Annotated in this window: 18 protein-coding genes and 4 pseudogenes; 13 read left to right on the plus strand and 9 right to left on the minus strand. The window is 37.9% G+C overall.

The annotated features are described in order from the left end of the window. Positions 1–83 precede the first annotated feature (83 nt). Positions 84–1,166 (plus strand): MraY family glycosyltransferase, encoded by a 1,083-nt coding sequence (locus H5968_RS12980; protein ID WP_187040288.1) that lies wholly within the window; start codon positions 84–86, stop codon positions 1,164–1,166. 111 nt (positions 1,167–1,277) lie between these two features. Here the strand turns inward: H5968_RS12980 and fabG are convergent, their stop codons facing one another. Further along, positions 1,278–2,018, minus strand: coding sequence for a 3-oxoacyl-[acyl-carrier-protein] reductase (fabG, locus tag H5968_RS12985; protein ID WP_096567195.1), 741 nt, complete (start codon positions 2,016–2,018; stop codon positions 1,278–1,280). Between the two features lie 444 nt (positions 2,019–2,462). Between fabG and H5968_RS12990 the strand changes: the two are divergent. The 4 genes and pseudogenes from H5968_RS12990 to H5968_RS25690 form a co-directional block, all read left to right on the plus strand. Further along, positions 2,463–2,789: pseudogene (locus H5968_RS12990) on the plus strand (IS701 family transposase); the annotation flags it as partial. A 645-nt stretch (positions 2,790–3,434) separates the two neighbouring features. After that, positions 3,435–3,647 (plus strand): type II toxin-antitoxin system HicB family antitoxin, encoded by a 213-nt coding sequence (locus H5968_RS12995; RefSeq protein WP_137666895.1) that lies wholly within the window; start codon positions 3,435–3,437, stop codon positions 3,645–3,647. A gap of 306 nt (positions 3,648–3,953) precedes the next feature. Next, positions 3,954–4,196: pseudogene (locus H5968_RS13000) on the plus strand (DUF4277 domain-containing protein); the annotation flags it as partial. A gap of 28 nt (positions 4,197–4,224) precedes the next feature. Then, positions 4,225–4,365: pseudogene (locus tag H5968_RS25690) on the plus strand (sugar ABC transporter permease); the annotation flags it as partial. Between the two features lie 34 nt (positions 4,366–4,399). Here the strand turns inward: H5968_RS25690 and H5968_RS13005 are convergent. Then, on the minus strand, positions 4,400–6,532 hold the full coding sequence (locus H5968_RS13005) for a PatA/PatG family cyanobactin maturation protease (RefSeq protein ID WP_187040289.1): 2,133 nt from the start codon (positions 6,530–6,532) through the stop codon (positions 4,400–4,402). A gap of 144 nt (positions 6,533–6,676) precedes the next feature. Between H5968_RS13005 and H5968_RS13010 the strand changes: the two are divergent. The 3 genes and pseudogenes from H5968_RS13010 (at position 6,677) to H5968_RS13020 (ending at position 8,112) form a co-directional block, all read left to right on the plus strand. Beyond that, positions 6,677–7,033: pseudogene (locus H5968_RS13010) on the plus strand (XisH family protein). Continuing rightward, complete coding sequence (locus H5968_RS13015; RefSeq protein WP_187040290.1) at positions 7,021–7,356, plus strand: XisI protein; 336 nt, start codon at positions 7,021–7,023, stop codon at positions 7,354–7,356. Before H5968_RS13010 ends, H5968_RS13015 begins: the two are co-directional and overlap by 13 nt. 150 nt (positions 7,357–7,506) lie before the next feature. Continuing rightward, positions 7,507–8,112: a hypothetical protein gene (locus tag H5968_RS13020; protein WP_187040291.1), complete on the plus strand. Its 606-nt coding sequence runs from the start codon at positions 7,507–7,509 to the stop codon at positions 8,110–8,112. Here the strand turns inward: H5968_RS13020 and H5968_RS13025 are convergent. From H5968_RS13025 to H5968_RS13040, 4 genes are all read right to left on the minus strand, one after another. After that, a complete protein-coding gene (locus H5968_RS13025; protein WP_187040292.1) occupies positions 8,105–8,788 on the minus strand; it encodes a Uma2 family endonuclease in 684 nt (227 codons plus the stop codon). The genes H5968_RS13020 and H5968_RS13025 overlap by 8 nt on opposite strands. A gap of 176 nt (positions 8,789–8,964) precedes the next feature. Then, positions 8,965–9,174, minus strand: a complete 210-nt coding sequence (locus tag H5968_RS13030) for a type II toxin-antitoxin system HicB family antitoxin (RefSeq protein WP_187040293.1) — start codon at positions 9,172–9,174, stop codon at positions 8,965–8,967. Continuing rightward, a complete protein-coding gene (locus H5968_RS13035; protein ID WP_187040294.1) occupies positions 9,171–9,365 on the minus strand; it encodes a type II toxin-antitoxin system HicA family toxin in 195 nt (64 codons plus the stop codon). Before H5968_RS13035 ends, H5968_RS13030 begins: the two co-directional genes overlap by 4 nt. 152 nt (positions 9,366–9,517) lie before the next feature. Next, positions 9,518–10,390, minus strand: coding sequence for a LynF/TruF/PatF family peptide O-prenyltransferase (locus H5968_RS13040; protein ID WP_187040295.1), 873 nt, complete (start codon positions 10,388–10,390; stop codon positions 9,518–9,520). 15 nt (positions 10,391–10,405) lie between these two features. Between H5968_RS13040 and H5968_RS13045 the strand changes: the two genes are divergently transcribed. Beyond that, a complete protein-coding gene (locus H5968_RS13045) occupies positions 10,406–11,197 on the plus strand; it encodes a transposase (protein WP_187040296.1) in 792 nt (263 codons plus the stop codon). A gap of 33 nt (positions 11,198–11,230) precedes the next feature. On the opposite strand, the gene H5968_RS26100 is transcribed toward H5968_RS13045, so the two are convergent. Together H5968_RS26100 and H5968_RS13055 are read right to left on the minus strand one after the other, a co-directional pair. Beyond that, on the minus strand, positions 11,231–11,374 hold the full coding sequence (locus H5968_RS26100; protein ID WP_187040297.1) for an anacyclamide/piricyclamide family prenylated cyclic peptide: 144 nt from the start codon (positions 11,372–11,374) through the stop codon (positions 11,231–11,233). A gap of 132 nt (positions 11,375–11,506) precedes the next feature. After that, a complete protein-coding gene (locus H5968_RS13055; protein ID WP_187040310.1) occupies positions 11,507–11,755 on the minus strand; it encodes a PIN domain-containing protein in 249 nt (82 codons plus the stop codon). 383 nt (positions 11,756–12,138) lie between these two features. Between H5968_RS13055 and H5968_RS13060 the strand changes: the two genes are divergently transcribed. From H5968_RS13060 to H5968_RS13075, 4 genes are all read left to right on the plus strand, one after another. Beyond that, positions 12,139–14,142, plus strand: coding sequence for a PatA/PatG family cyanobactin maturation protease (locus tag H5968_RS13060; RefSeq protein ID WP_187040298.1), 2,004 nt, complete (start codon positions 12,139–12,141; stop codon positions 14,140–14,142). Between the two features lie 123 nt (positions 14,143–14,265). Then, positions 14,266–14,469 carry a cyanobactin biosynthesis system PatB/AcyB/McaB family protein gene (locus H5968_RS13065; RefSeq protein ID WP_187040299.1) on the plus strand — a complete coding sequence of 68 codons (204 nt, stop codon included), beginning with the start codon at positions 14,266–14,268 and terminating at the stop codon, positions 14,467–14,469. Positions 14,470–14,483: 14 nt separating this feature from the next. Then, the gene (locus tag H5968_RS13070; protein WP_255427122.1) at positions 14,484–14,672 is read left to right on the plus strand and encodes a cyanobactin biosynthesis PatC/TenC/TruC family protein; all 189 of its coding nucleotides are present in this window, start codon (positions 14,484–14,486) and stop codon (positions 14,670–14,672) included. Between the two features lie 271 nt (positions 14,673–14,943). Next, positions 14,944–15,333, plus strand: a complete 390-nt coding sequence (locus H5968_RS13075; protein WP_187040301.1) for a COG3650 family protein — start codon at positions 14,944–14,946, stop codon at positions 15,331–15,333. Between the two features lie 85 nt (positions 15,334–15,418). Here H5968_RS13075 and H5968_RS13080 read toward each other — a convergent pair whose 3' ends face one another. After that, positions 15,419–20,956, minus strand: coding sequence for a translocation/assembly module TamB (locus H5968_RS13080; protein WP_187040302.1), 5,538 nt, complete (start codon positions 20,954–20,956; stop codon positions 15,419–15,421). Between the last annotated feature and the right edge of the window lie 135 nt (positions 20,957–21,091).

The raw sequence follows: 21,091 nt of genomic DNA on the forward strand, positions 1-21,091 counted from the left end.
ATTTAACAAATAACAATAAAAAATTGATTAAGATTACAGGTGATAATTATTTTGGACATTAGCACTAATGATTGTATCGGGAGATGAATTTAGACAACTCCCTTAGATCCCTTGGCATTGCTAACCCTAGCGGCTCCGGCTGGTTGGCGGTAGTATTTACTTTTATTTTGGCTTGGCTGGTTACATGGCGTTTAATTCCGACTATCCGTCAATTTGCTTTGCGGGTAGGTTGGGCTGATCAACCAAACGCCCGACGACTTAACCGAGAACCTTTACCTAATGCGGGAGGTTTGGCTATCTATGCTGGCGTTATTGCGGCTGTGGTCGTTGCTAGTCTGCTACGACCTATTGAACTTCAAGGCGTATTGGCTCAGGTACTCACAATTTTGTTAGGAGGTTCTATTCTCGTCTTGGTTGGCTTTATTGATGATCAATTTGGCTTACCTCCTTCTGTGCGTTTGTGGGCGCAGATGATCACAGCCCTTTTGTTGGTGGCTAATGGCATCAGTGTGAAAGTTACTTTTGGTACTCCTATTGACTCCTTGCTATCAATGGCTTTGACAGTTTTATGGGTAGTGGGTATTACCAATGCCATTAACTTGATGGATGGGATGGATGGTTTAGCTGGTGGCATCAGTTTTATTACAGCCATGAGTTTGTTGGGGGTTTCTGCTCAGTTTGATAATCGAGCAGCAGCAACCCTGGTATTAGCTGCTTTGGGTGGTGCTGCACTGGGCTTTTTACGCCACAATTTTCATCCTTCACGGATCATTATGGGTGATGCGGGGGCGTATTTTTTCGGTTATGTTCTAGCTGCCACTAGCATTTTAGGCAAGTTGCAACAAAGTACAATTTATGCCCTGATACCAACGGTTTTATTTCTCATGTTGCCGGTGTTAGATACTACTCAGGTTTTTGTTAGGCGACTTTTAGCCGGAAAAAACCCTTTGAGTACACCTGGTAAGGATCACCTACATCACCGCTTGCTGGACTGGGGTTTTTCCCAACGTCGGGCGGCTTTTACTTTGTGGTCTGTCACCTTGTTTTTTAATGTACTGGCTATGACGGTACAAGGTATGACTTTACCTGTGATCCTGGCTTCTGCTGCTAGTATTGTTCTGCTGTTAGGTGCTACGGTTTTACAAAGAATACATGGTAATTCGTAATTACAACAGGAGTCAGGAGTCAGGAGTCAGGAGTCAGGAGTCAGAATGAAGATTTTTCTATTCCCTATTCCCTATTCCCTATTCCCTATTCCCTATTCCCTTCTTTACCAATTACATTACCATCCCACCATCGACGTTAAAGACTTGACCTGTAATGTAAGCTGCGGCGGGATCAGCTGCTAAAAACCTCACCATACCAGCAATTTCTTCTGGTTCACCAAACCGCCCCAAGGGAATAAATTGTAATATGTTATCAGCTTTGATATCGCTGGTCATGTCAGTTTTGATAAAGCCTGGTGCTACGGCGTTAACGGTGATACCACGGGTAGCTAGTTCTTTGGCGATGGTTTTGGTAAAACCAATCACACCTGCTTTGGCGGCGCTGTAGTTTGCCTGTCCTGGATTGCCCATTTGTCCGGCTACAGAAGCAATGTTGATAATTCTGCCAGAACGTTGTTTGAGCATGATTTTACTGACGGTTTTTGTACATAAAAATACACCTGTTAAGTTGAGGTCTATAACAGCTTGCCAGTCTTCTAGCTTCATCCGTAATAACAATGTATCGCGGGTAATACCTGCATTGTTGACTAAGATATCAATGCGGTTAAATTTTTCTAAGGTTGTGTTTATCAGTGTATCTACTTGATCTGCTTGGGAAACATCTGCTTGGAGGGCGATGGCTTCTCCTCCTGCTGCTGTAATTTCTGCTACTACTTGTTCTGCTGCGGTGCTGGAACTGGCGTAGTTAACGACAACTTTCGCGCCTTGGGATGCTAGTTGGAGAGCGATCGCACGTCCAATACCTCTAGATGCTCCTGTTACAATTGCGACTTGGTTTTGTAATAATGTCATTGAATTTTTCTCTGGGAAATACCGCGTTAATTATTTTATGGTGATTTGGGGATGATTTAAGTATTTAGTTTTAGATTCTCAGCCGTTGAGGTTAATAGGTTTTAAATTGATTTAACGCAGATGAACGCAAATAAACGTAGATCAAGCGGTCAATGATTGAGCATTTGTTGAAAATTAAATATCTTGGTGATCAGTATTTACACAACTTTACTTATCTACATAATATTTCAAAATTTCAAATCAAGCATTTCTATTTAGAGATATATAGAAATTAATTAAGTTTCACGATTGACACGGTTGATTACTTTGTATAAAATACAAATATAAGGTTAAACATTAAAAAATAAAATTATATGATTAATAAAGTATTAGGACTTACGCATTGACAGAATAACAAAATAGTGCATTGATAAATAAGGGTCGTCTAGTAATGGGTATGAGAGAATGAGAGAAATTACTAAACCCTCGACAGCACAATGCAATCTAGACATCTACACCTTATTTTTACTGTCAGAGCCAAAGTATGGAGGGTGCAGTAGGTTAGCCGAGATATTGGGAGATGTTTCACATGATAGTGTCAATCGCTTTTTATTGAGAGAGAGATACGAACCAAAAGATTTATTCAGCATAATAGAGAAAATTATCAACCTGGTAGGGGGGATATTAAGTGTAGATGATACAGTCATAGAAAAGATTTACAGCGACCCTAAAAATGCGGAATTAATCAGTTATTTTTGGTTAGGGAAAGCCCATAAAACTATTATTGGCTTAATTAAATTTAATCACTATTAAATCACTAATTTTTATTTCAATCTTTTTGAACTTTCTTAATCTTAATTAATTCCAAGACTCTTTTGTGATAATCACTTCAGACTGTTAATTAGTATAACATTATCGTCCGCTATCCGGTTTATTTATATTATTTTACCATAACCACTCTAGTAGAGCCAGGAATTTGTAAACCAAAAAGCTAACGGATTTGTTGGTTTAAGATACTTTGTTATGGAAATATTAGGTGATAAACAATACGATTTTGGTACAAGTTTTGATGTCATAAACGAATTAATACGTAAAGGAGAAATACAAAAACATGAAGTGACTTCACCACACACAGGGAATAAAGTTCCTGCTATGCTACTTGGGTTATTACTTTATTGACCCATTTATTTCCCAAACTTCACCCTAGCGTTCACGAAGTGCAGCGTAGCTATCGCTCTTCCTCATAACTAGCCACTTGGGTTATTATAGAGATTTGAACCAATAAAATCATAACTTGTGAGTCAACAAGACAAGCTATTAGCTAAAATTTTATCAGGCGCATCTGATACAAATATATCCTTTGAGCAACTGTGTCAACTATTAATCAAATTAAACAAGTCCGTGAAGTTTTACTCAAATATCAGCTAGGAGGTCAAGATGACTCTACGGTATGAAATTATTATTTATTGGAGTGAAGAAGACCAAGCATTTATCGCAGAAGTTCCAGATTTACCGGGATGCGCTGCTGATGGAAAAACTTATCAAGAAGCACTGCAAAATATAGAAATTATTATGCATGAATGGATAGAAACTGCTCAAGAGTTAGGTCGAAAAATTCCTGAACCTACACAGCGTTTAATGTCTGCTTAATTGAGGATGTAGGGAGTGCGATCGCTGCATTTAATTAACAATAATTAACTCATCAATTGATTTAAAACCCACATTCCGCACCCTCAACTGTCACAGATCAAAAAAGCCATTAAAGTAGTACATAATAACTAAAGGTAACTTAAAAGTTAAGAGGCTTAATAAGAGTAAATAGCATTAAGCTGGGTATGGAGTGAGAAAGTGAAACTTCGTAACGGGACACAGAGAGAAGATTCAATAGGAAAAAAATGAATTGATAACAAAACAATAAATGAGAAAATCACAACAGAAGTAATAGAGGAAGCTGTTGTGAAATTAAAACCTCAAGAAATAGAAATTCAGAACATAGACCATCTAGGGATAGTAGCAGGAATAATAGACGCGATAGGAATAGTAGAAATAATAAATGAATTAATAGGAGTCGAAAAGGGCGAAAAAGTAAATGCAGGTCAAGTAGTAAAAGCCATGATAATAAACGGTTTAGGATTTGTCTCCAAACCGTTATATATGTTTCCCGAATATTTTGAAACAATAGCCTGTGAACATCTAATATTTTAGCATACTATGTACTGAAGAACCCTATTTATATGAACAGGCATTTAGTAATTTAGAATTTACCTATGCTTGTACAATTGGCTTGGTGTTATTTTTAATCATTTTAGGATTATCACTTTTGCGATTAGCAATTAATCAGCAAGATGGTAATAATCTAGGTGTGTAATTAAGGGTTGCTGAAAATTTTCAGCAACCCCTAATTATTTCGGCACAGACCAAGAACGAACTTGACCTAAAGTTACAGGAATTCTGTCACTAACATCAATAGTAAACAGAAAAACTCTCTTCGCTCTACGTCCATTTTCCGGGTCAAAAAACTTTAATTTCACATCCCAACAATCACTATTAATGCGACAGAAAGGACTTTTTTCCACTTCAATACTATCAAGCTGCATCCCTGTAGAAATAGCTTGAGAAAAACTAGAAGCAGCTTGAAAAGCATTAGTTACAGAAAAATTTAACGCCCGATCTTTAGCCAATTGTCCTACATTTTGCAAATCATAGTAAACTCGATTTAAGAAACTACTCAAAGCCTTTCTCATAGCTATTTCTTGGGCTGGTGCTGTGCCTTCTGTAATTACAGTTTGCATTGCCATATCTACCAAACTATTGACTTTCCAGCCATACATTCCCCTAGTATTAGTTAGAGTAATTACAGGCACAACTTGACCAGAAAATAACTCTACAGTTCTATCTGTTAACCTTGCAGGAATACTCACCCGTTCCACAAAATCATCACTATTTTCTGGTTGAATTTGTCCCTCTAACATTAAAATGAGAGTTTCATAGATATCTGCGGCAAAACCACTCACAGGTTCTAAAGCATAAATGGGAGTTAGTTCTTGGTTAAGAGTCCAAATTAAAGGTTTAGCTTCCGTAGGATTTGCTGACAAGTAATCAACCATTTGCCGGCTATCATAGGGGTTAGCAGGGATAATTGCCCCGTCCATATTCACTGCTGGCATTAATTGTTTAAAAGAGTCCCTTCTGGCTTCATCACCAAAGTCATAACCAATAGTACCCAAAGCATAGACAAGTTTAGAAGCCGCACTAGGGGTAATAGAATCAGTTGAGGAATTAATTCCCTGGCTAATAACTAAAGTTTCTCGTTCCCAGTCTCCGGCTGGGAATGCTGCCTCCAAGGCTCTGCCTGACGGTATAGTTAGAGGCAGAGCCTCTGATGTAGCATTCCCAGGTAGAACCTGGGAACGAGAGATTGTTACTCCCCTCTCCTCATAGGAGAGGGGTTGGGGGTGAGGTTCTTGTACTCCCTGGTAGGAGAGGGGTTGGGGGTGAGGTTCTAACCTTTCTCCCGTCAATAATTGAAACGCACCGGGAATATTCAACTTACCTAATAAACAGCGTTCCGGTTCTTCCACTTCTTCGGGGTTACAGGGAATAGCACTATTTAAAATCGCTTCCCGCACTGCTTCGGCGTTGGGTTGTTCACCCCGTTGCAATTGCATACTCATTAATAAGGCAGAAATACCTGTGACAATGGGTGCAGCGCAACTTGTACCTTTTTGTTTGATAGGTTCTTCCGTTCCCGGTTGGGCACCTAAAATATTTTCACCGTTGGCCATTACCCCTTTATTTTGATATTCTCCGCCATAATTACTAAATTTAAACGGTTGACCATCATCTCGCATTGCACCCACTGTAATCACACCAGGAAGAATAGAGGGAATACACCAACATTCCCCTTTATCATTACCACCTGGGGCAACAATTAACATATTGTTATCTTGGCATTGTTTCACAGCACGGGCAAATAAATCTGGTGCTACTCCGGTTTGGGTAGGGTGACAAGCAGCGATATGGATGATATTTGCACCCCATTGCAAAGCTGTATTAATGGCGTGGGTGAGGTTGATGGGGGAAATAAAATCATCACCAGCGAAGGAAATGGGAATATTTAATGCTGTACATAAAGGAGCAATCCCTGGGGCGGGTGTGTTGTGTTGCCCTAAGATAGTGCTAGAAATGTGGGTAGCATGACTTGATAATTCTATCCGTCGTCTAATAGCAGGAGGAAAGGAGGCAAAAAATGCTTCTCGTTCTTTTTTCGCTTCTTCTTTGTCGTGGTCTGGGTCGTCTTTTTTATCTTTTTGTTGTTGGTTAAATTCTAAATGTAACTTGAGATAATAATAATATTCTTCGTTGAGTTCAATATCTTCTGACCAGTAGGGTTTAAATTGACTAAAATTTGCACCTTGAAAACAACTACGTTCTAAGTCCGCAGCACCGTCAAGGATAGCAATTTTAATCCGGGGGTCGCCTTTTGTGCGTGTCCAAATTTGGGAAATTCCGGGGATGTCTGTCAGGTTAGGCATGGTTTTGATTGTGTTGTTGTAATTGGTGTTATAATAATTAAGGGTAAAAAGTATTCTTTAAAAGTATAATTTTACATAAAGTTAATGCCAGCTAAAGATATTTTTCATGATGCTGTTAGGATAGGGTTATAAAAAGAGGGTTGGGTGATTACAGATGATCCTTTAAGGATAGAAGTCGGTGATGTGGAAATGTATATTGATCTCGATGCAGAGCAAGTTTTAGCTGCTGAAAGAGAAGGAGAAAAAATAGCGGTGGAAATTAAGAGTTTTATTGGTACATCTAATATCTCTCAATTTCATGAAGCCATTTGACAATTTTTTAATTATCATTTGGCATTAGAAGAACAACAACCACAACGAGTTTCATATTTAGCTGTTCCTTCAGGAATTTATTACTCTTTCTTTCAATTGCAGTTTATTAAAACAGTTGTTGAGCGTTCCCAAATTAAAATCATGATTTATGATCCAGTTCAGGAGGTAATTGTAGCATGGAAAAACTAGAACAATATCGCAATTATGTCAAACAAGTGATCACAGAATATGCTCAATTAGGTTCAGCTAAAGATGAAATTGAACAACAATTGATTTTTGATACTTTTGGTGATCATTATCAATTGATGTATGTGGGTTGGAAAAATAGAAAACGGCAGCATGGTTGTGTTTTGCATTTAGATATTAAAGATCATAAAATTTGGATACAACATGATGGAACTGAAATTGGTATAGCGGATGAGTTAGTTAAATTAGGAGTGCCAAAATCAGATATTGTTTTAGCATTTCATGAACCTTTGGTGAGACAATATACAGGTTTTGCTGTTGGTTGATTTTCATATATAGCAGGGAACAGGGAACAGGGAACAGAAGTGAAAGTTCTTCTGTGTATGGTTTTTGGTTAAATTCTGTATCTCATTCAAGTGCATACCGCTATAAGATTTTTACATGAATTTTACATCATTCTTGGAAATATTTACATTATGTCATACAGTGATTTTACCCTCAGAAAAGTCAAGCAAACCTTTGGCATAAACACCATTGAAGATCAAAAGTTTCTGCCAGAAATCCAACCAATAGCTGCTAGTACAACCCTGACTGATTTTTTAGTGGAAAGTTTACCATTAGCTATAGCGACAGGAAGTGAAAAAGCACGTTCTGAGTTAATCATTAGTCCGGTTTTACTAGAGGTTCGTAAGATATTACAAAGAAAAATTAGTCTATTCTCTGGTACAGATTTTACTGTAGATTCGGCTTTAGGATTGAATGGAGTTTGTGATTTTGTTCTGAGTCGTTCACCCGAACAGTTAGAAGTGGAAGCACCAGCAGTTATGATTGTGGAAGCTAAAAAATCAGACTTAAATCCGGGTATTGGCCAGTGTATTGCGGAAATGATTGCTGCTCAAAAATTTAATGAAATTAATAATCAACCCATTCCTACAATTTATGGTAGCGTCACTAATGGTACTGTTTGGCGATTTCTACAATTAACGGAACAAACTGTAACAATTGATTTTACAGATTATCCCCTTCCTCCTGTTGATGTCATTTTAGGAATTTTAGTTTGGATGGTAACTGCTGCTAACTAGATAATCTACTAATAAAATTCTCATGTTCTGGACTTGCTAAACCCTGCTGGACAACGGTTAACACTTTTCCTAAATCTCCTCCTAATAATGCTATTTTATCTAACCATAAACCTGGGAATATTTGGGAACAAATTATATTATCTGCATTGGGTTGAAGTTGAATATACTCCCCTTGTTGTAACCTAAACCAATCAAATTGATAGTCATAAACTCGCCAGATTAAATATTCTTGGACTTGATTACGACGATAAACTTTGAGTTTTTCATGTAAATCATAGGAAGCACTAGAAGCAGCAATTTCTACTATTAATTCTGGCGCACCTTCTACATAATCATCTTGATTTATTCTTGATTGTCCTCCTGCTTCAATTCTTAATAAAGCATCCGGTTGTGGTTCGTTATCTGTATCTATTAGCACTGTGGCATTATCGGCGAAACCTATGCCCGGTGTAGCTGCTTTATAAACTCCCAGCCAAGTCATAATATAAGCATGGGGTTCTCCATGACTTTTGATTCTTAATGGTGATGCCACGTAAACTACTCCTTCAATTAATTCGGCTTTTTTGAGATTCGCCATGGCATGATAACGCCGTTCAAATTCATGACGGGTTAATTTGTCGCCGTTTTCTAGGGGAGGAATAGTTAAGATGGGAGAAATTGCAGTAGTAGATATCATAAAATTTGCTCAAATTTTGCAGAAAATGAAATTGTCACCAATCAGGATATCCAGGATTTCCAGGATGTTAACCAACATTTCGGTGATTTTGTGATTTAATGTTGTTGGGTTGCGCTGTCGCTTAACCCAACCTACATCTAACCAATAGATATCATTATTGTCAGATTATGTCTTTTTTAAGTTATTTTTTGTAATATTTGGGGTTGGGGTATGGGCTTACCGATTTGATTATAGCCATACACCAAATCTTCTAACACTTCCTTGGCATTTTCTAGAGCTTCTTCATAGCTTTCTCCGTGGGTTTTAGCATATTTTCCCCACTCAGGTAAAAAGGCAATATAGGCTTGATCTTCGTCAGACCATTGAATTAAAATACTATATTTCATAGTTTATCTGCTTTTTCTAATTGTTCAAGTTCTTTGATACTTTCTATTATATCTTTCTCTTGATAAGGTTTTGCATCTTTGCTGTCTTTGCCAGATAGAACTACAGGTTTTGGTAAAAGTGGATGAATCCAGTAAGAATGACTACCTTTTCCCCGCTTTGGTAATAATGTAAATCCTGCTTTTTGCAACATCTGTTTTAATTATCTAATTTTTTTGGGCATTTAGTTTTATTTATTTGGACTTCTGGAAATTGCATTTTAATGATGTTATTTAACGTTTTGGTGATTTTGTGATTTAATTTTGTTGGGTTGCGCTGTCCCTTAACCCAACCTACATTTTCTTATTAGTTTTTGTTGGTGGTTATAGGAGAACTCATTTGATAATACAGATTCAAATTTTCTATCCTCCCAGCTATTATTTCATTTTCCCGTAGTCCTACAATTGTTCCCTGTACAGGTTGTTCTCGATAATAGGCATGAACTCGGTTAGCTAAATCATTGCGTAAATTAGCAATAAAGTTATTAGGGTCACTGGTACGATAATAAAGGATTTTTTCGGGGTTGCCTTGGCTAAAACCAATAATTAATGACCAACAGCTATCTAAAAGTTGTAAAGCCTGGGGTGACAGAACTTTGGCTAGTTGTTGAAATTTTTCTTTGCTAATACTGGGATAAACCTCGATTTCACTACCACCATTGAAGTCAAAGTCAAAGCCAATGACAACGGAATTATCTACCAAAAATGGTTGCAATTCTTCAGCAGATTGACATAGGGATATTGCCTTGGCTAATTTTTGGGGATAATCACTGATGATAAACCAAAATTTGAGGCGAGAAGCACTAAATTCTCTTCTTAAATCAATACCTACTAATATCTGGTGGACTTTACTGAAATCGAAATCATTGCCAACAAAATTCTCAATGAGATGATAAGTTATTTTAACATCTGTCCTGGCTGCTACTTGCTGAAAAAAATTAATAGCTGTCTGATAATCTTGCCAATTTGGTTGATTACGAAATAAATTAAATCGAGCCGGATACAGTTGATCTTTTTGGATTTTACAAGAACATTCTAATCCCCAATGTGTAACTTTTTGAGTAAAATCATCGAAAATATTCAGGGTGTAGAGATGGTCAACATCAAAGATATGTTTATGTTGATTGATGTAATGTAGATTTTTTTGGCTACCTATAAATAAATTCTCAGAAATAGTCATTTATAATTCCTTCTTGTGCCTAGACAACCTCGAAATTTACAGTCTGGATACTCTTATCACATTACCACCCGTTGCAATAACCGCAAATTCAAATTATCACGGCGGGAATGTCGGGAGGTGTTTCTTTATGCAATAAAAAAGGCTTTGGATAAATACAATTTCCAGCTTTATGCTTTGTGCATTATGTCAAATCATGTTCATTATTTGATTGCACCTAAACAGCCAGAAGAGTTACCCAAAATTATGCACTTCCTCAACTGGTACACGGCGATGTGTTTTAATCGGATGTTAAGAAGAACAGGACATGGTTCGACTTCGCTCACCACAAGCTTTTGGGAGAAACGATATTACTGTGATGGGTTTCCTTCTTCAGATAGAAACAGAGTATTAAATACTTTACGGTATATTCACGCTAATCCTAAAGCTGCCAAAATGCGCCAGAGTTTTTTCTATGACTTCAGCAATTATGGCAGTTATGAACGCTTAACCGATGATGGTTTAACTCAATGGCATCCGGCTTTTTTACGACTGGGAAACAGCTTAGAAGAATGTGCCAAAAAGTATAAAGGCTTTTGTCAAAAGTATAAACCCAAGGAGAAGACCCCAACCCAATACCACTGGGGTAGTAAGCTGTTGGCTGGGGTTCATCTCACAAATCAGGGTTCAACCACCAACCCCAAAAAATCTAAGTCTCGTTTTTCACCTCCCCCGTCGTGCCAGGTATCGGAAACCCCGGAACTGACAAGGGTTGTTCGTCAATTCATCGAGGCGAACCGTGCGCCAAGGGATGTAGAAAAAGACTTTTGATATTTTTGGAGGTGGGTGATAGATTAAGGTGAGTTACTCCGCGTCGTCGCCTGCAAATGGGAAGTAAGAGACCCCTTGAGCCGAGGGTGTTACCTGACCACTTTGATCCTTAGAAGTAGAGATGGTTTCCCGTTCTACGGGAGCAACTTGTTGGGGGCGGATGTTTTTCTTAGTCATGGTGTTTTTTTCCTTTTTGTTTGTTTAGATCACTTCTTCGATGTGAAGAAGACTGGTTTGGTGAAGGCGTTAAATTGATTTTGAAGGGTAATTTAACGAGTTGTAATTCACCAGAAGCTTTTTTATAGTGATTTACCAAATCACTAAAGGGTAGAAATCAGCTATTTTTCGATCTGCTGTAATAATAGAGGCTTGGTTTATTTTGGCAACGGCTACAACTACTCTATCAACAGGATCTTTGTGTTCCCATTCTAATTTGACACTTTCTAGCCAAATTTCCTCATCAATTGGGACAATACGAATAACATTAGACTTTTTGAGAGTGGCAATATAGTCATCAATATCTACACCTAAATCTAATTTCTGGTTTTTACTTTTGATGACTAAGTGAAGCTACCTTGATTTCAATAGTACAGCCAATTATGATTCAACGCAAGACATTATTCATAATAATTTCTTATAGTAGATTAGAGCTATTGACATTACTGTTTAGTTGCTATTGCATGACGAGGAAATCACTGTCAAAAATTTTAAATACTAATTTTAAGCCACAGCAAAGGAGAAAATTAACACTTATTAAAACCGTTTTTTTTTTGACATAATAAAAAATTATATACGTTAAAATATGTAAATTGAGTTGACATTTCAGCCGAATCAATATGACAATTACTTTTGTGTTCTGGAAAGCACTATCGTAATAAAAATGCCATAAAATAGACATTTATGGCGGAAAAAACTATTTAGGCGAATAATTAACAAATTAAATGCCAAAATCCTCAATTAAAACGGAAATCCAGAAATTATGGAACTTGACACAGGGTGATTCACAAATATGTGTAGCCATACTCGACGGATTGGTTGATCAATCTCATAGTTGCTTTAATGCAGCAAATTTAACAAGATTGCCAACACTTATTCAGGGAGAAGCTACTGCTAACGGATCTATGTCTGGACATGGAACTCATGTCGCAAGTATCATATTTGGTCAACATAATTCTTCAGAATTACAGGGAATAGCTCCCCAATGTCGAGGGTTAATCCTCCCTATTTTTGGTGACAATAATAGGAAACTTTCTCAACTAGATTTAGCTCGCGCCATTGAACAAGCCGTCAATGCTGGAGCGCATATTATCAATGTCAGTGCTGGACAACTCACCGATAATGGTGAAGCAGAAGGCTGGTTAGATAGGGCTGTGCAACTATGCAAAGATAACAATGTTTTAATTGTGGCTGCTGCTGGTAATGATGGTTGCGAATGTCTGCACGTCCCCGCATCCTTACCCACTGTATTAGCAGTAGGGGCGATGGATGACCAAGGTAAACCCATAGACTTTAGCAACTGGGGAGAAATTTACCAAAATCAAGGCATCCTTGCCCCAGGGTCAAACATCTTAGGGGCAAAACCCGGAGGAGGGACACAAAAACTCAGTGGTACTAGCTTTGCTACTCCCATTGTTTCCGGTGTCGCTGCTTTACTCCTAAGTCTGCAAATTCAACGCGGTGAAACACCCGACCCCGCTAAGGTGAGAACCGCCTTATTAGAAACTGCCATACCTTGCACAACCAAGGATACCGACGATGTGAGTCGCTGCTTGCTAGGCAAGTTAAATATTTCCGGTGCATTGCAATATTTCACAGGAGGAACAATGTCTGAAGAATTAGATACTATTGACACCGTGGACAGTATAGAAGCTGCTGGTTGTGGTTGCGGTGGCATAGATACAACAAACATCACTGAACCCGAACCCAACCCGGAGGAATTTATCCCAGATGAAATAGCAGAAGTTGTTCCGGCTATACCAGCGACAATTTCTGCAACTTTAACAACTGCAACTATATCAAATTCCAGACCTACAACACCTACAACTATGTCAAACCGCACATCTAACTACATCACCGCCAGCCAAGCACCCAGCGACCTCGCTGAAGTTAACCTAGTTTATGCTTTAGGTACACTGGGTTATGATTTTGGTTCAGAAGCCAGAAGAGACTCTTTTAAACAACTAATGCCGGGAGTACAAATAGACGGAACAGCAATTCCCGCTAACCCTTATGATGCGCGGCAGATGGTAGATTATTTAGGAGATAATCTTTCTGAGGCTAAATCCTTAATTTGGACATTGAATTTAGAATTAACTCCTATCTATGCCATAGAACCAGGTGGGGCTTTTGCCAGAGATGTCTATGAAATTTTACAACAATTATTATCGGGACAAATTCAACCAGAAGACAGCGAGAATTATGTAGAGAGAGTCAGTATTCCCGGTATTTTATCTGGACGCAGTGTAAAACTCTTTTCTGGTCAAGTTGTGCCTGTAATTGAAGTTCCCAACACACGGGGGCTTTACGGTTGGAAGGTTAACACCTTGGTTGAGGCTGCTATTCAGACAGTCCAAGCACAAGCCACAGAAGCCCAAGAAGAGTCTATTCGCCGCACTTTGGGTAGTTTCCTCAGCCGTATTTATTATGATTTACGCAATTTAGGTACAACTTCCCAAGACCGGGCGTTAAATTTTGCTTCTACGAATGCTTTCCAAGCGGCTTCTACCTTCGCTGAAGCTGTGGCTACAGGTATGGAATTGGATAGTATTACAGTAGAGAAAAGTCCTTTCTGTCGTTTAGATAGCGATTGTTGGGATGTAAAATTGAAGTTCTTTGATCCTGAAAATAGCCGTCGTGCGAAGAAACTATTCCGGTTTACAATTGATGTGAGTGATATTATTCCTGTGACCTTGGGTGAAGTCCGTTCTTGGTCTACTCCTTATTAATTAAGTAGTAGTAGGTTGGGTTAAGCGACAGCGCAACCCAACACAGTTTTGATCATGTTGAGTTTTTTAATGTTGGGTTTCCTTGCGTCAACCCAACCTACAATCTAAAATCTACAATTGATTATGAGATTACCTAAACTTTCCCCACCAATAAAAAGACCGGATATTATTTATCCTCATCGGTCTGTTGATGTGATTCATGGCAGAGTTGAAGATTTAGTTCATATTCGCATGGATTTATTACATGGTGCTAACTATAATGATCCTGCTGCTTTTCAAAATCGCAGTTATCAGCAAATTAAGTCCTCTTGTAGATGTACGTTTTAGGAATTATCAAAATTATGAGTATACCAAAGAAAACTCCCGCAAATTCCAGCCAACCAGAACCTCAACTACCAGCAGAAATTGAACGCAAATTATTATCTACTGGTTTAGAGGATTATGGTTTTTGGTCACAGGAAATGGCTAGACAAAAAGCCCAGCAAACTGAACCTGATAAACCTTTCCGTCGTGGTCGTATTTGGTGTTAATCTTCAGAGATGCGACTTCTTAAAGTGTATTGATATCAATTCCTTTAGGCTGATTTCAATAATGGACAATTAACAATGAACAATTGAAAATTACCTCTCCCTTGAAAGGGGAGGTTTTAAACCTTGAATGAAACAATTATCAATTGTCAATTGATAATGCTTGTCCATTTAATTTCTTTTACTGGAATTTTCTGGCTGTATTCTGGATTCTGCGTTTTGCGTTCTGTATTCTTACTTGTTCAGACTCAAACATCAATATTAATTAGTAACCATGAAAACCTTAATTTCTTGTTTAGTCGTCTTAGGAATTGGTGCAACTGTGTTAGTTTCTGATCAGAGTATTGCCCAATCATCTAAAATTGAAGAATTTGTTGCTAGGGGTACAGAACCATTTTGGAGTGTGACTGTTGGTAGACGAGGAATTATTTACAGTTCACCAGGAAACAGAGATCAAACTTTCCCGTATACAGCACCATTAACAGCCCAAGGAAGACCAAATGATTTAGTTAGAGTATACCGCTTTAGAGGTCGGGAAAACAATATGTTAATTCTGAGAAAAGTTAATAGTTGTAGTGATGGGATGTCAGATAAAAATTACCCTTATTCGGCTATTTTGATGTTAGGAAATAGGGTTTTAGAAGGTTGTGCTGAGAAAAAATAATATCATTCATTTGGTAATTGGTAATTGGTAATTGGTAATTGGGAAAAATAAAATGATTACCTAGTCCCCAGTCCCCAGTCCCCAGTTAAAATCTTCTTTCAAACTCAATAATTGCCCGACTATCATCAGTTAAATTTGTGGAAGCACGAACACGAAAATCATCATTAATTCTGTAATTAATACCCCATTGAAAGGGGTCACTAGCGGTTAAAATTTTGATCGTAGAAAAGGAAAATTTGCTAGAAATATCCACACCTGCTTCTAATGCTAATTCTATAGTCGAGTTGCTTTTACCTGCTTCGGGTTTATCAGAAAGAATGGTAGGAAATATCCGCAGTTCACTTAAACCAAAAGCATCTCCAATTTGGCTAAATGCAGCTTGAAAGTTATTGAAAACAGCCGAACCAGCAATATTAATTAAACCCAATGTTGTGTCACCACGTCCTTGGGTGTCTACAAACCCACCTCCTAACAAAGTGACAATTTCTGTTTGTGAACGTGAGGGACTACTTTTTAATTCTAAATTCTCATTTAGTTGACTAGCAAGACCTTTAACTATTGCTTCGACGCGGACGGTTTCTAATTCTGATAACCCTGTCGAAACTTGTCTGCTGAGATCAATTGTTTGGATTCCATCTAACACTTTAGCAAACAGTTTAATATCTAACTCAGGATCACGAGGATCAGAAGTTCTAAAAGTTGCAGTATGTTTATAGTTACGAGCTAAATTGAATTGGGTAGTAAATAAATTTACGCCACCTTTGGTTAATCTGATAGTTCCTGCGGGTATAGGATTATTTAAAGTACCACTTACATTTAAATCACCAGTTGCTAGGAAGTTGAAAACAGGTGGACGAGCTATTTCTACACTTTTTCCTAGCTTGATTTGCAAATTATTTAATCTGGTTATTCCGCTTTCAATATCACTGGTTTTGTTTTGTTTATTATCTGCAAAAATTGATAAATCAGAACCTGTTTGAGATAAGGTTTGTGTATCAGATTCTGTTAGTAAAACTTGACCATTAGATAATTCTATACCACCACTAATTGCTGGTTGTAATACTGAACCTGTAATTTCTAAATTACCACTTGCACCACCTTGATATAATCCCTTGAGATTTAATACTAATTGTTCTAGTTTCACACTCAAGGGTTTATCTATTTGGATGTTTTGACTGTTGAAAATTGGTATTTCTCCTGTGGCTTCTATTTTACCATTGCTAAACTGCCCTTGGAGGTTTTCTACTAATACTTTATTAAAATCAAATTCGGCTTTTCCAGACACATTGGTTAGTTTACCTTGTAAAGCTTGGGCTGCAAATGTGGCGTTATTAAGAGAGGCAGTACCTTTAACTAATGGTTGTTGTCTAGTTCCTCTGACAGCTAAATCTACTTCTCCTTCACCGTTCTCAAAAGCTATTTGATCGGTGAACAGATTTAATAATCCTAAACCTTCATCTTTGACTTTGACATCTAGGGTAATTTGATTGTTGTCTGGTGTTACTGATGCAAATGGTAATTTGTAGGGAATATCACCAGTAATGTTAACTGGTTCGTTTCCTACTGCTATGACTTGACTGCCAAATTTCAAACGTCCATCAGCATAACTAAAACCTGCGTTGGCTGACTGTATTGGTTTTTGATTGAGTGTTCCTTCTGTGATTTTTAATTCTCCTCTAGCTTGGGGGTTGGCTATATTACCAGCTATAGCAGCATCAATGTTGAGATTACCACTAATTCCTACGGGGATTTTGACAAAGTTATTTAATAGTTGAATCGGGAATTTTTCGACTGTTAATTTTCCTGATTGTTCTTCACCACCAACATTACCAGTAAAGGCTATTAGTCTATCTTTCGCTTCGATGCTCAAAGGTTGTAACCGCAAAACACCTTTTTCAAAAGCACCTTTAGCAATGACTTTTTCGGCACGATAAAACCGATTAGGTTCTGTTTCTCGACCCCAAGTAAAGTTTTGTCCTTGTAAGTCAAATTGTGCTGTTAGTCCGTTTTTTGTAGCGGTGTTGATGGCAATTTCTCCGTTGAAAGTTCCCTTTAAGTCTTTTAAATATGGTATTGGTTTTGATTCTAGCCGTTTTTGTTCTTCCGCAACTAGAAGTGCTTCAATTTCTGCTAAACGTTGAATTTGATTAAATAAAGGTTGATTTGGTAAACCTCGCGGGTTGGTGGTTAAATCTGCTGCTGTACCGTAGGTGGGAGGTGTTAAACCTCTTTGTAAATCTTGGATTTCAAATATTTGGGCAACGGTGAGTAAATCTTGAATTTTGCCTTGGTTGATGTTAATTTTGGCTTGTACTTGGGGACCTTGAGGAGTTTGTTTGAGGTTAGCATCAAACAGGTAGCGACTTTGATCGTTGATAAATTCGCTGTTTGTGAAGGCGGCTAAATTATTGTTGTATTGAAATTCGGTGGTGAAGCGATCGCCTTTAATTCTACCAAGTTGCGGTTTGGCGATCGCAATATTTCCCCGTGTTGCTAATGTCTGTTGATTTATTTGCAAATCTCCCGTTAACAAACCAGCTAATGCACCTTGACCCAAAATCGGATTATTAGGTAAGTTTAAATTTAAGTTTAAATTTAACACTTGTAAGGGGAAATTATTAACTTTAACTGCCCAATTTTCGCCTTGAGATTGACCTGTAGCTGATGCTTGTTGCCACTGTACTAAAAAGGCGCTAGGTTGATTATTGGCATTTAATTTAGCTGCTAGTCTGTCTCTTTTACCAGCAACATCTAAACTTAAACCCCTTCCTTGCACTAAATTAATGTTACCAGTTAATAATGGTTCAAAGGCAAACTTTTGTATTTTGCTTTGCACTTGCAAATTTTGCAAACCCAAAGATCCAATAACATTCGGTGCTGTGATTTTCCCGGTAATTTGTCCTTTAAAATCTGCTTTTCCAGCTACATTGATCGCATGAGGTAATTGCAAAGGTAATTGTTTAAGGTCATAATTTTGCGCTTGAACATTGAGATTTAATTGAGTAATTTCTGGTATACCTGGTTGTTTAGCATCAGCTAAAATATAACCACTGGCGTTTAAATTTGGAGTTCTTGCTTGGGGAATAGTTAATTGTTGACCATTCCAAGAAACTACAGCATTTAAAGGAGAATTTATTCCCGGAATACCTCGACTAAATTGCACTTGACCAGTAGCACGAATATCAGCTAATTTCGCAGACCCAACAATACCAGCAACTTTTAACTGACCTGCAAATTTACCTGATAATTGTTGATTTAAACGTTTTAATTGTACACCAGAACTATTAACTAATGCTTGGTAACGACCATTAGCAAGTTGAATATTAGACGCTGTAAATGTTCCCCCGGCAAGATTTAACTTTGCTTGACCATTTGCTTGAATAGTTTCAGGTTGAAAAGATGTAACATTACCAGCAACATTAAACTCACCAACTAATGCACCTTGTATTTGAGGTGGAACATTTGCTAATCTCTGCACAGGTACATTTTCTACTGCAACTTGCGCCTTGTAGCGACCATTACTAACTTGAATATTTTTAGCTGTAATTGTGCCATCATTAACTTTTAAACTGCCTTCACCAATAGCACCAAAATTATTGAAGTTGAAATTTTCGGTATTACCTGCAATAGTAAATTTCCCGGCGATGGGATTATTGAAAATGGGGGGAGATTGTTTTAAGATTGTTCCCAATCGTACATCTTGAGCTATCAAGTCAGCAATAAAGTTTTTATCTTCCAACTGAAAACGAGAAATGGCAATTTTACCGCCAGCAATATTAATCTTGGCATCTTCTGGACGAATATTAGTAATTTTAAAATTTTCAGAAGTTCCTGAAATGATTAATTTACCGTTAAATGCTGCGTTATTTAAAGAGATATTTTCTAATTGTTCTTCTTTGAGAAATGGTGTTAATTTTACACCTGAAGCTTGAGCGACAGCTTGCCAACTTTGAGGATTATAATTACCATAAACCCGGATTATATTCCCAGCAATATTAACAGCAACATTACGAAAATCAACTGTACGATTTGAGTTAATAATTGTTTCACCAGTAGCAGCATAGCTTGCTTGGGGAGCTTGCCATTTTACAAAAGTTTGAATATTGTTAGCTGTACCAATAAGCTTAGCTGTAGCTGAGACAGTGCCAATTTTGAATGTAGAGTTAATATGATCATTATAAAGTTTAGCGATCGCATCCCCTGGAACATTTTTAGCAGTTAAATTCACATTGATTTGCGGTATTTTCCCCAGGGCAATTTTTCCCGCCCCGCTAACTTCACCACCTAATTTTGTTTGTCCTTGAATATCTTTGAGAGTCAGCAGAGCATCACGAGTTGAAAGCTCAAATTTACTACTAACTTTCTCAAAATCAACTTGATCAATTTTAGCAGTTTTGATATTAGCCACAGTTCCTGAAAGCACAGGTTTGTCAATATTTCCTAATATCTGCAAATCGGCTTTAACCACCCCACTCACAGGGAAAGGTGATTGCACTTTCAGAGTTTCTAAGGCATTTGATACACTTACAGCATTGACACGCCCTGATAAATTAAAACCTTTTTCTCGGTCAATCAAACCTTTAGCAGTAAGGGGAATTTTACCATAATTACTAACTACATTATCTAACTCTATAGCTAATCCTTGAAACCTGACATTTCCCTGAGTATTGCTTAATAGTTGTGGGACTTGGGGAATTTGTAGAGTTACCCCTTGTAAAGCAGCAGTACCATCTAATAAAGTTTGTTGATTTGGTATTAATTGAATTTGTAAATCACCATTTACCCGACCAGCTTGTAAATTTATTGGTAATTGAATCAAACGAGTAATATCTGCGGCTAATAAATCTTGGGTTTTTACCTTTAAATTACCTTCTAAATTTGCCTGGGCGCGGAGATTTCCTTGCAGGAAAATATTACCACCGTTCTCTGGTTTTCCGGCTACGTCAAATTTAATCAGTCGGTTATTTTCTATCAGTTGGGCAGTTCCGTATAGTCCTGAAAATGTTACAGGTATTGGGGACTGGGAACTGGGGACTGGGAAATTGATATTTTTCCTTTGTTTCTCTGCTGCTTCTGCTTCCCCTGTTGCCTGGGTTTTCTGGTTTCCTACTAATATTAACTTGGCGTTGCGAACGCGCAGTTTATCTAAATCGGTTTTAATCAGTCCTGGTTTTCCTAGTGGGGCGATAGTGGTAGTGATCCAGCGTCCTTGGTTATCCTGTTGAATATAAATATCTGGGTTAATTAAAGTAACATCTAATTTTAATTGACGATTAACAACTAACTGCCAAGGATCAAAACCCACATCTACCGCTTCTATTGTCACCCGATCTGTATCCGTGGGTGTGGGGGGGATAGCTGAAGCAGCAAACCTAACTCCTGTGAGGGAAAATTCTTTGACTTCTCCCAATTCAACTGGACGGTTGAGGATATTCGTAAGATTTTGTTGTGCTAGGGGTGCTAACTCTGTTTGGATAAAATTTCTTAAACGCCAAATACCACCGATGATTACAATTAGCAAAAATGCGCCTAACGCCATGCTACCACGACTCAATATGATCAACCATAAGCCTTTGCGGCTTGCGGTTGGGGTTTCTTGATCTTTTTTGGAAGTGTTAGACATGGGTTTGCACTCTGGAAATTGCCGGAGTTAGTGGTCAAACATCCTCTTATAATTAGCACAATATTTAGCTGTGCCACTGGTAGGGTACAGACCAGTTTACATATTTCCCCAGGTTTAGCCAGAGATTACCACAAT

Origin of the sequence: Sphaerospermopsis sp. LEGE 00249 (genome assembly GCF_014299995.1) — a bacterium.
In the GTDB taxonomy this organism is placed as follows: Bacteria; Cyanobacteriota; Cyanobacteriia; order Cyanobacteriales; family Nostocaceae; genus Sphaerospermopsis; species Sphaerospermopsis kisseleviana.

Excerpts from the sequence above, each read along its gene's own strand:
- H5968_RS12980 (WP_187040288.1), top strand. The coding sequence starts at position 84 with ATGAATTTAGACAACTCCCTTAGATCCCTTGGCATTGCTAACCCTAGC.
- H5968_RS26100 (WP_187040297.1), bottom strand. The coding sequence starts at position 11,374 with ATGACTAAGAAAAACATCCGCCCCCAACAAGTTGCTCCCGTAGAACGG.
- H5968_RS12995 (WP_137666895.1), top strand. The coding sequence starts at position 3,435 with ATGACTCTACGGTATGAAATTATTATTTATTGGAGTGAAGAAGACCAA.
- H5968_RS13065 (WP_187040299.1), top strand. The coding sequence starts at position 14,266 with ATGAGATTACCTAAACTTTCCCCACCAATAAAAAGACCGGATATTATT.
- H5968_RS13035 (WP_187040294.1), bottom strand. The coding sequence starts at position 9,365 with ATGTTGCAAAAAGCAGGATTTACATTATTACCAAAGCGGGGAAAAGGT.
- H5968_RS13030 (WP_187040293.1), bottom strand. The coding sequence starts at position 9,174 with ATGAAATATAGTATTTTAATTCAATGGTCTGACGAAGATCAAGCCTAT.
- fabG (WP_096567195.1), bottom strand. The coding sequence starts at position 2,018 with ATGACATTATTACAAAACCAAGTCGCAATTGTAACAGGAGCATCTAGA.
- H5968_RS13070 (WP_255427122.1), top strand. The coding sequence starts at position 14,484 with ATGAGTATACCAAAGAAAACTCCCGCAAATTCCAGCCAACCAGAACCT.
- H5968_RS13040 (WP_187040295.1), bottom strand. The coding sequence starts at position 10,390 with ATGACTATTTCTGAGAATTTATTTATAGGTAGCCAAAAAAATCTACAT.
- H5968_RS13020 (WP_187040291.1), top strand. The coding sequence starts at position 7,507 with ATGTCATACAGTGATTTTACCCTCAGAAAAGTCAAGCAAACCTTTGGC.
- H5968_RS13005 (WP_187040289.1), bottom strand. The coding sequence starts at position 6,532 with ATGCCTAACCTGACAGACATCCCCGGAATTTCCCAAATTTGGACACGC.
- H5968_RS13025 (WP_187040292.1), bottom strand. The coding sequence starts at position 8,788 with ATGATATCTACTACTGCAATTTCTCCCATCTTAACTATTCCTCCCCTA.
- H5968_RS13060 (WP_187040298.1), top strand. The coding sequence starts at position 12,139 with ATGCCAAAATCCTCAATTAAAACGGAAATCCAGAAATTATGGAACTTG.
- H5968_RS13075 (WP_187040301.1), top strand. The coding sequence starts at position 14,944 with ATGAAAACCTTAATTTCTTGTTTAGTCGTCTTAGGAATTGGTGCAACT.
- H5968_RS13080 (WP_187040302.1), bottom strand. The coding sequence starts at position 20,956 with ATGTCTAACACTTCCAAAAAAGATCAAGAAACCCCAACCGCAAGCCGC.
- H5968_RS13015 (WP_187040290.1), top strand. The coding sequence starts at position 7,021 with ATGGAAAAACTAGAACAATATCGCAATTATGTCAAACAAGTGATCACA.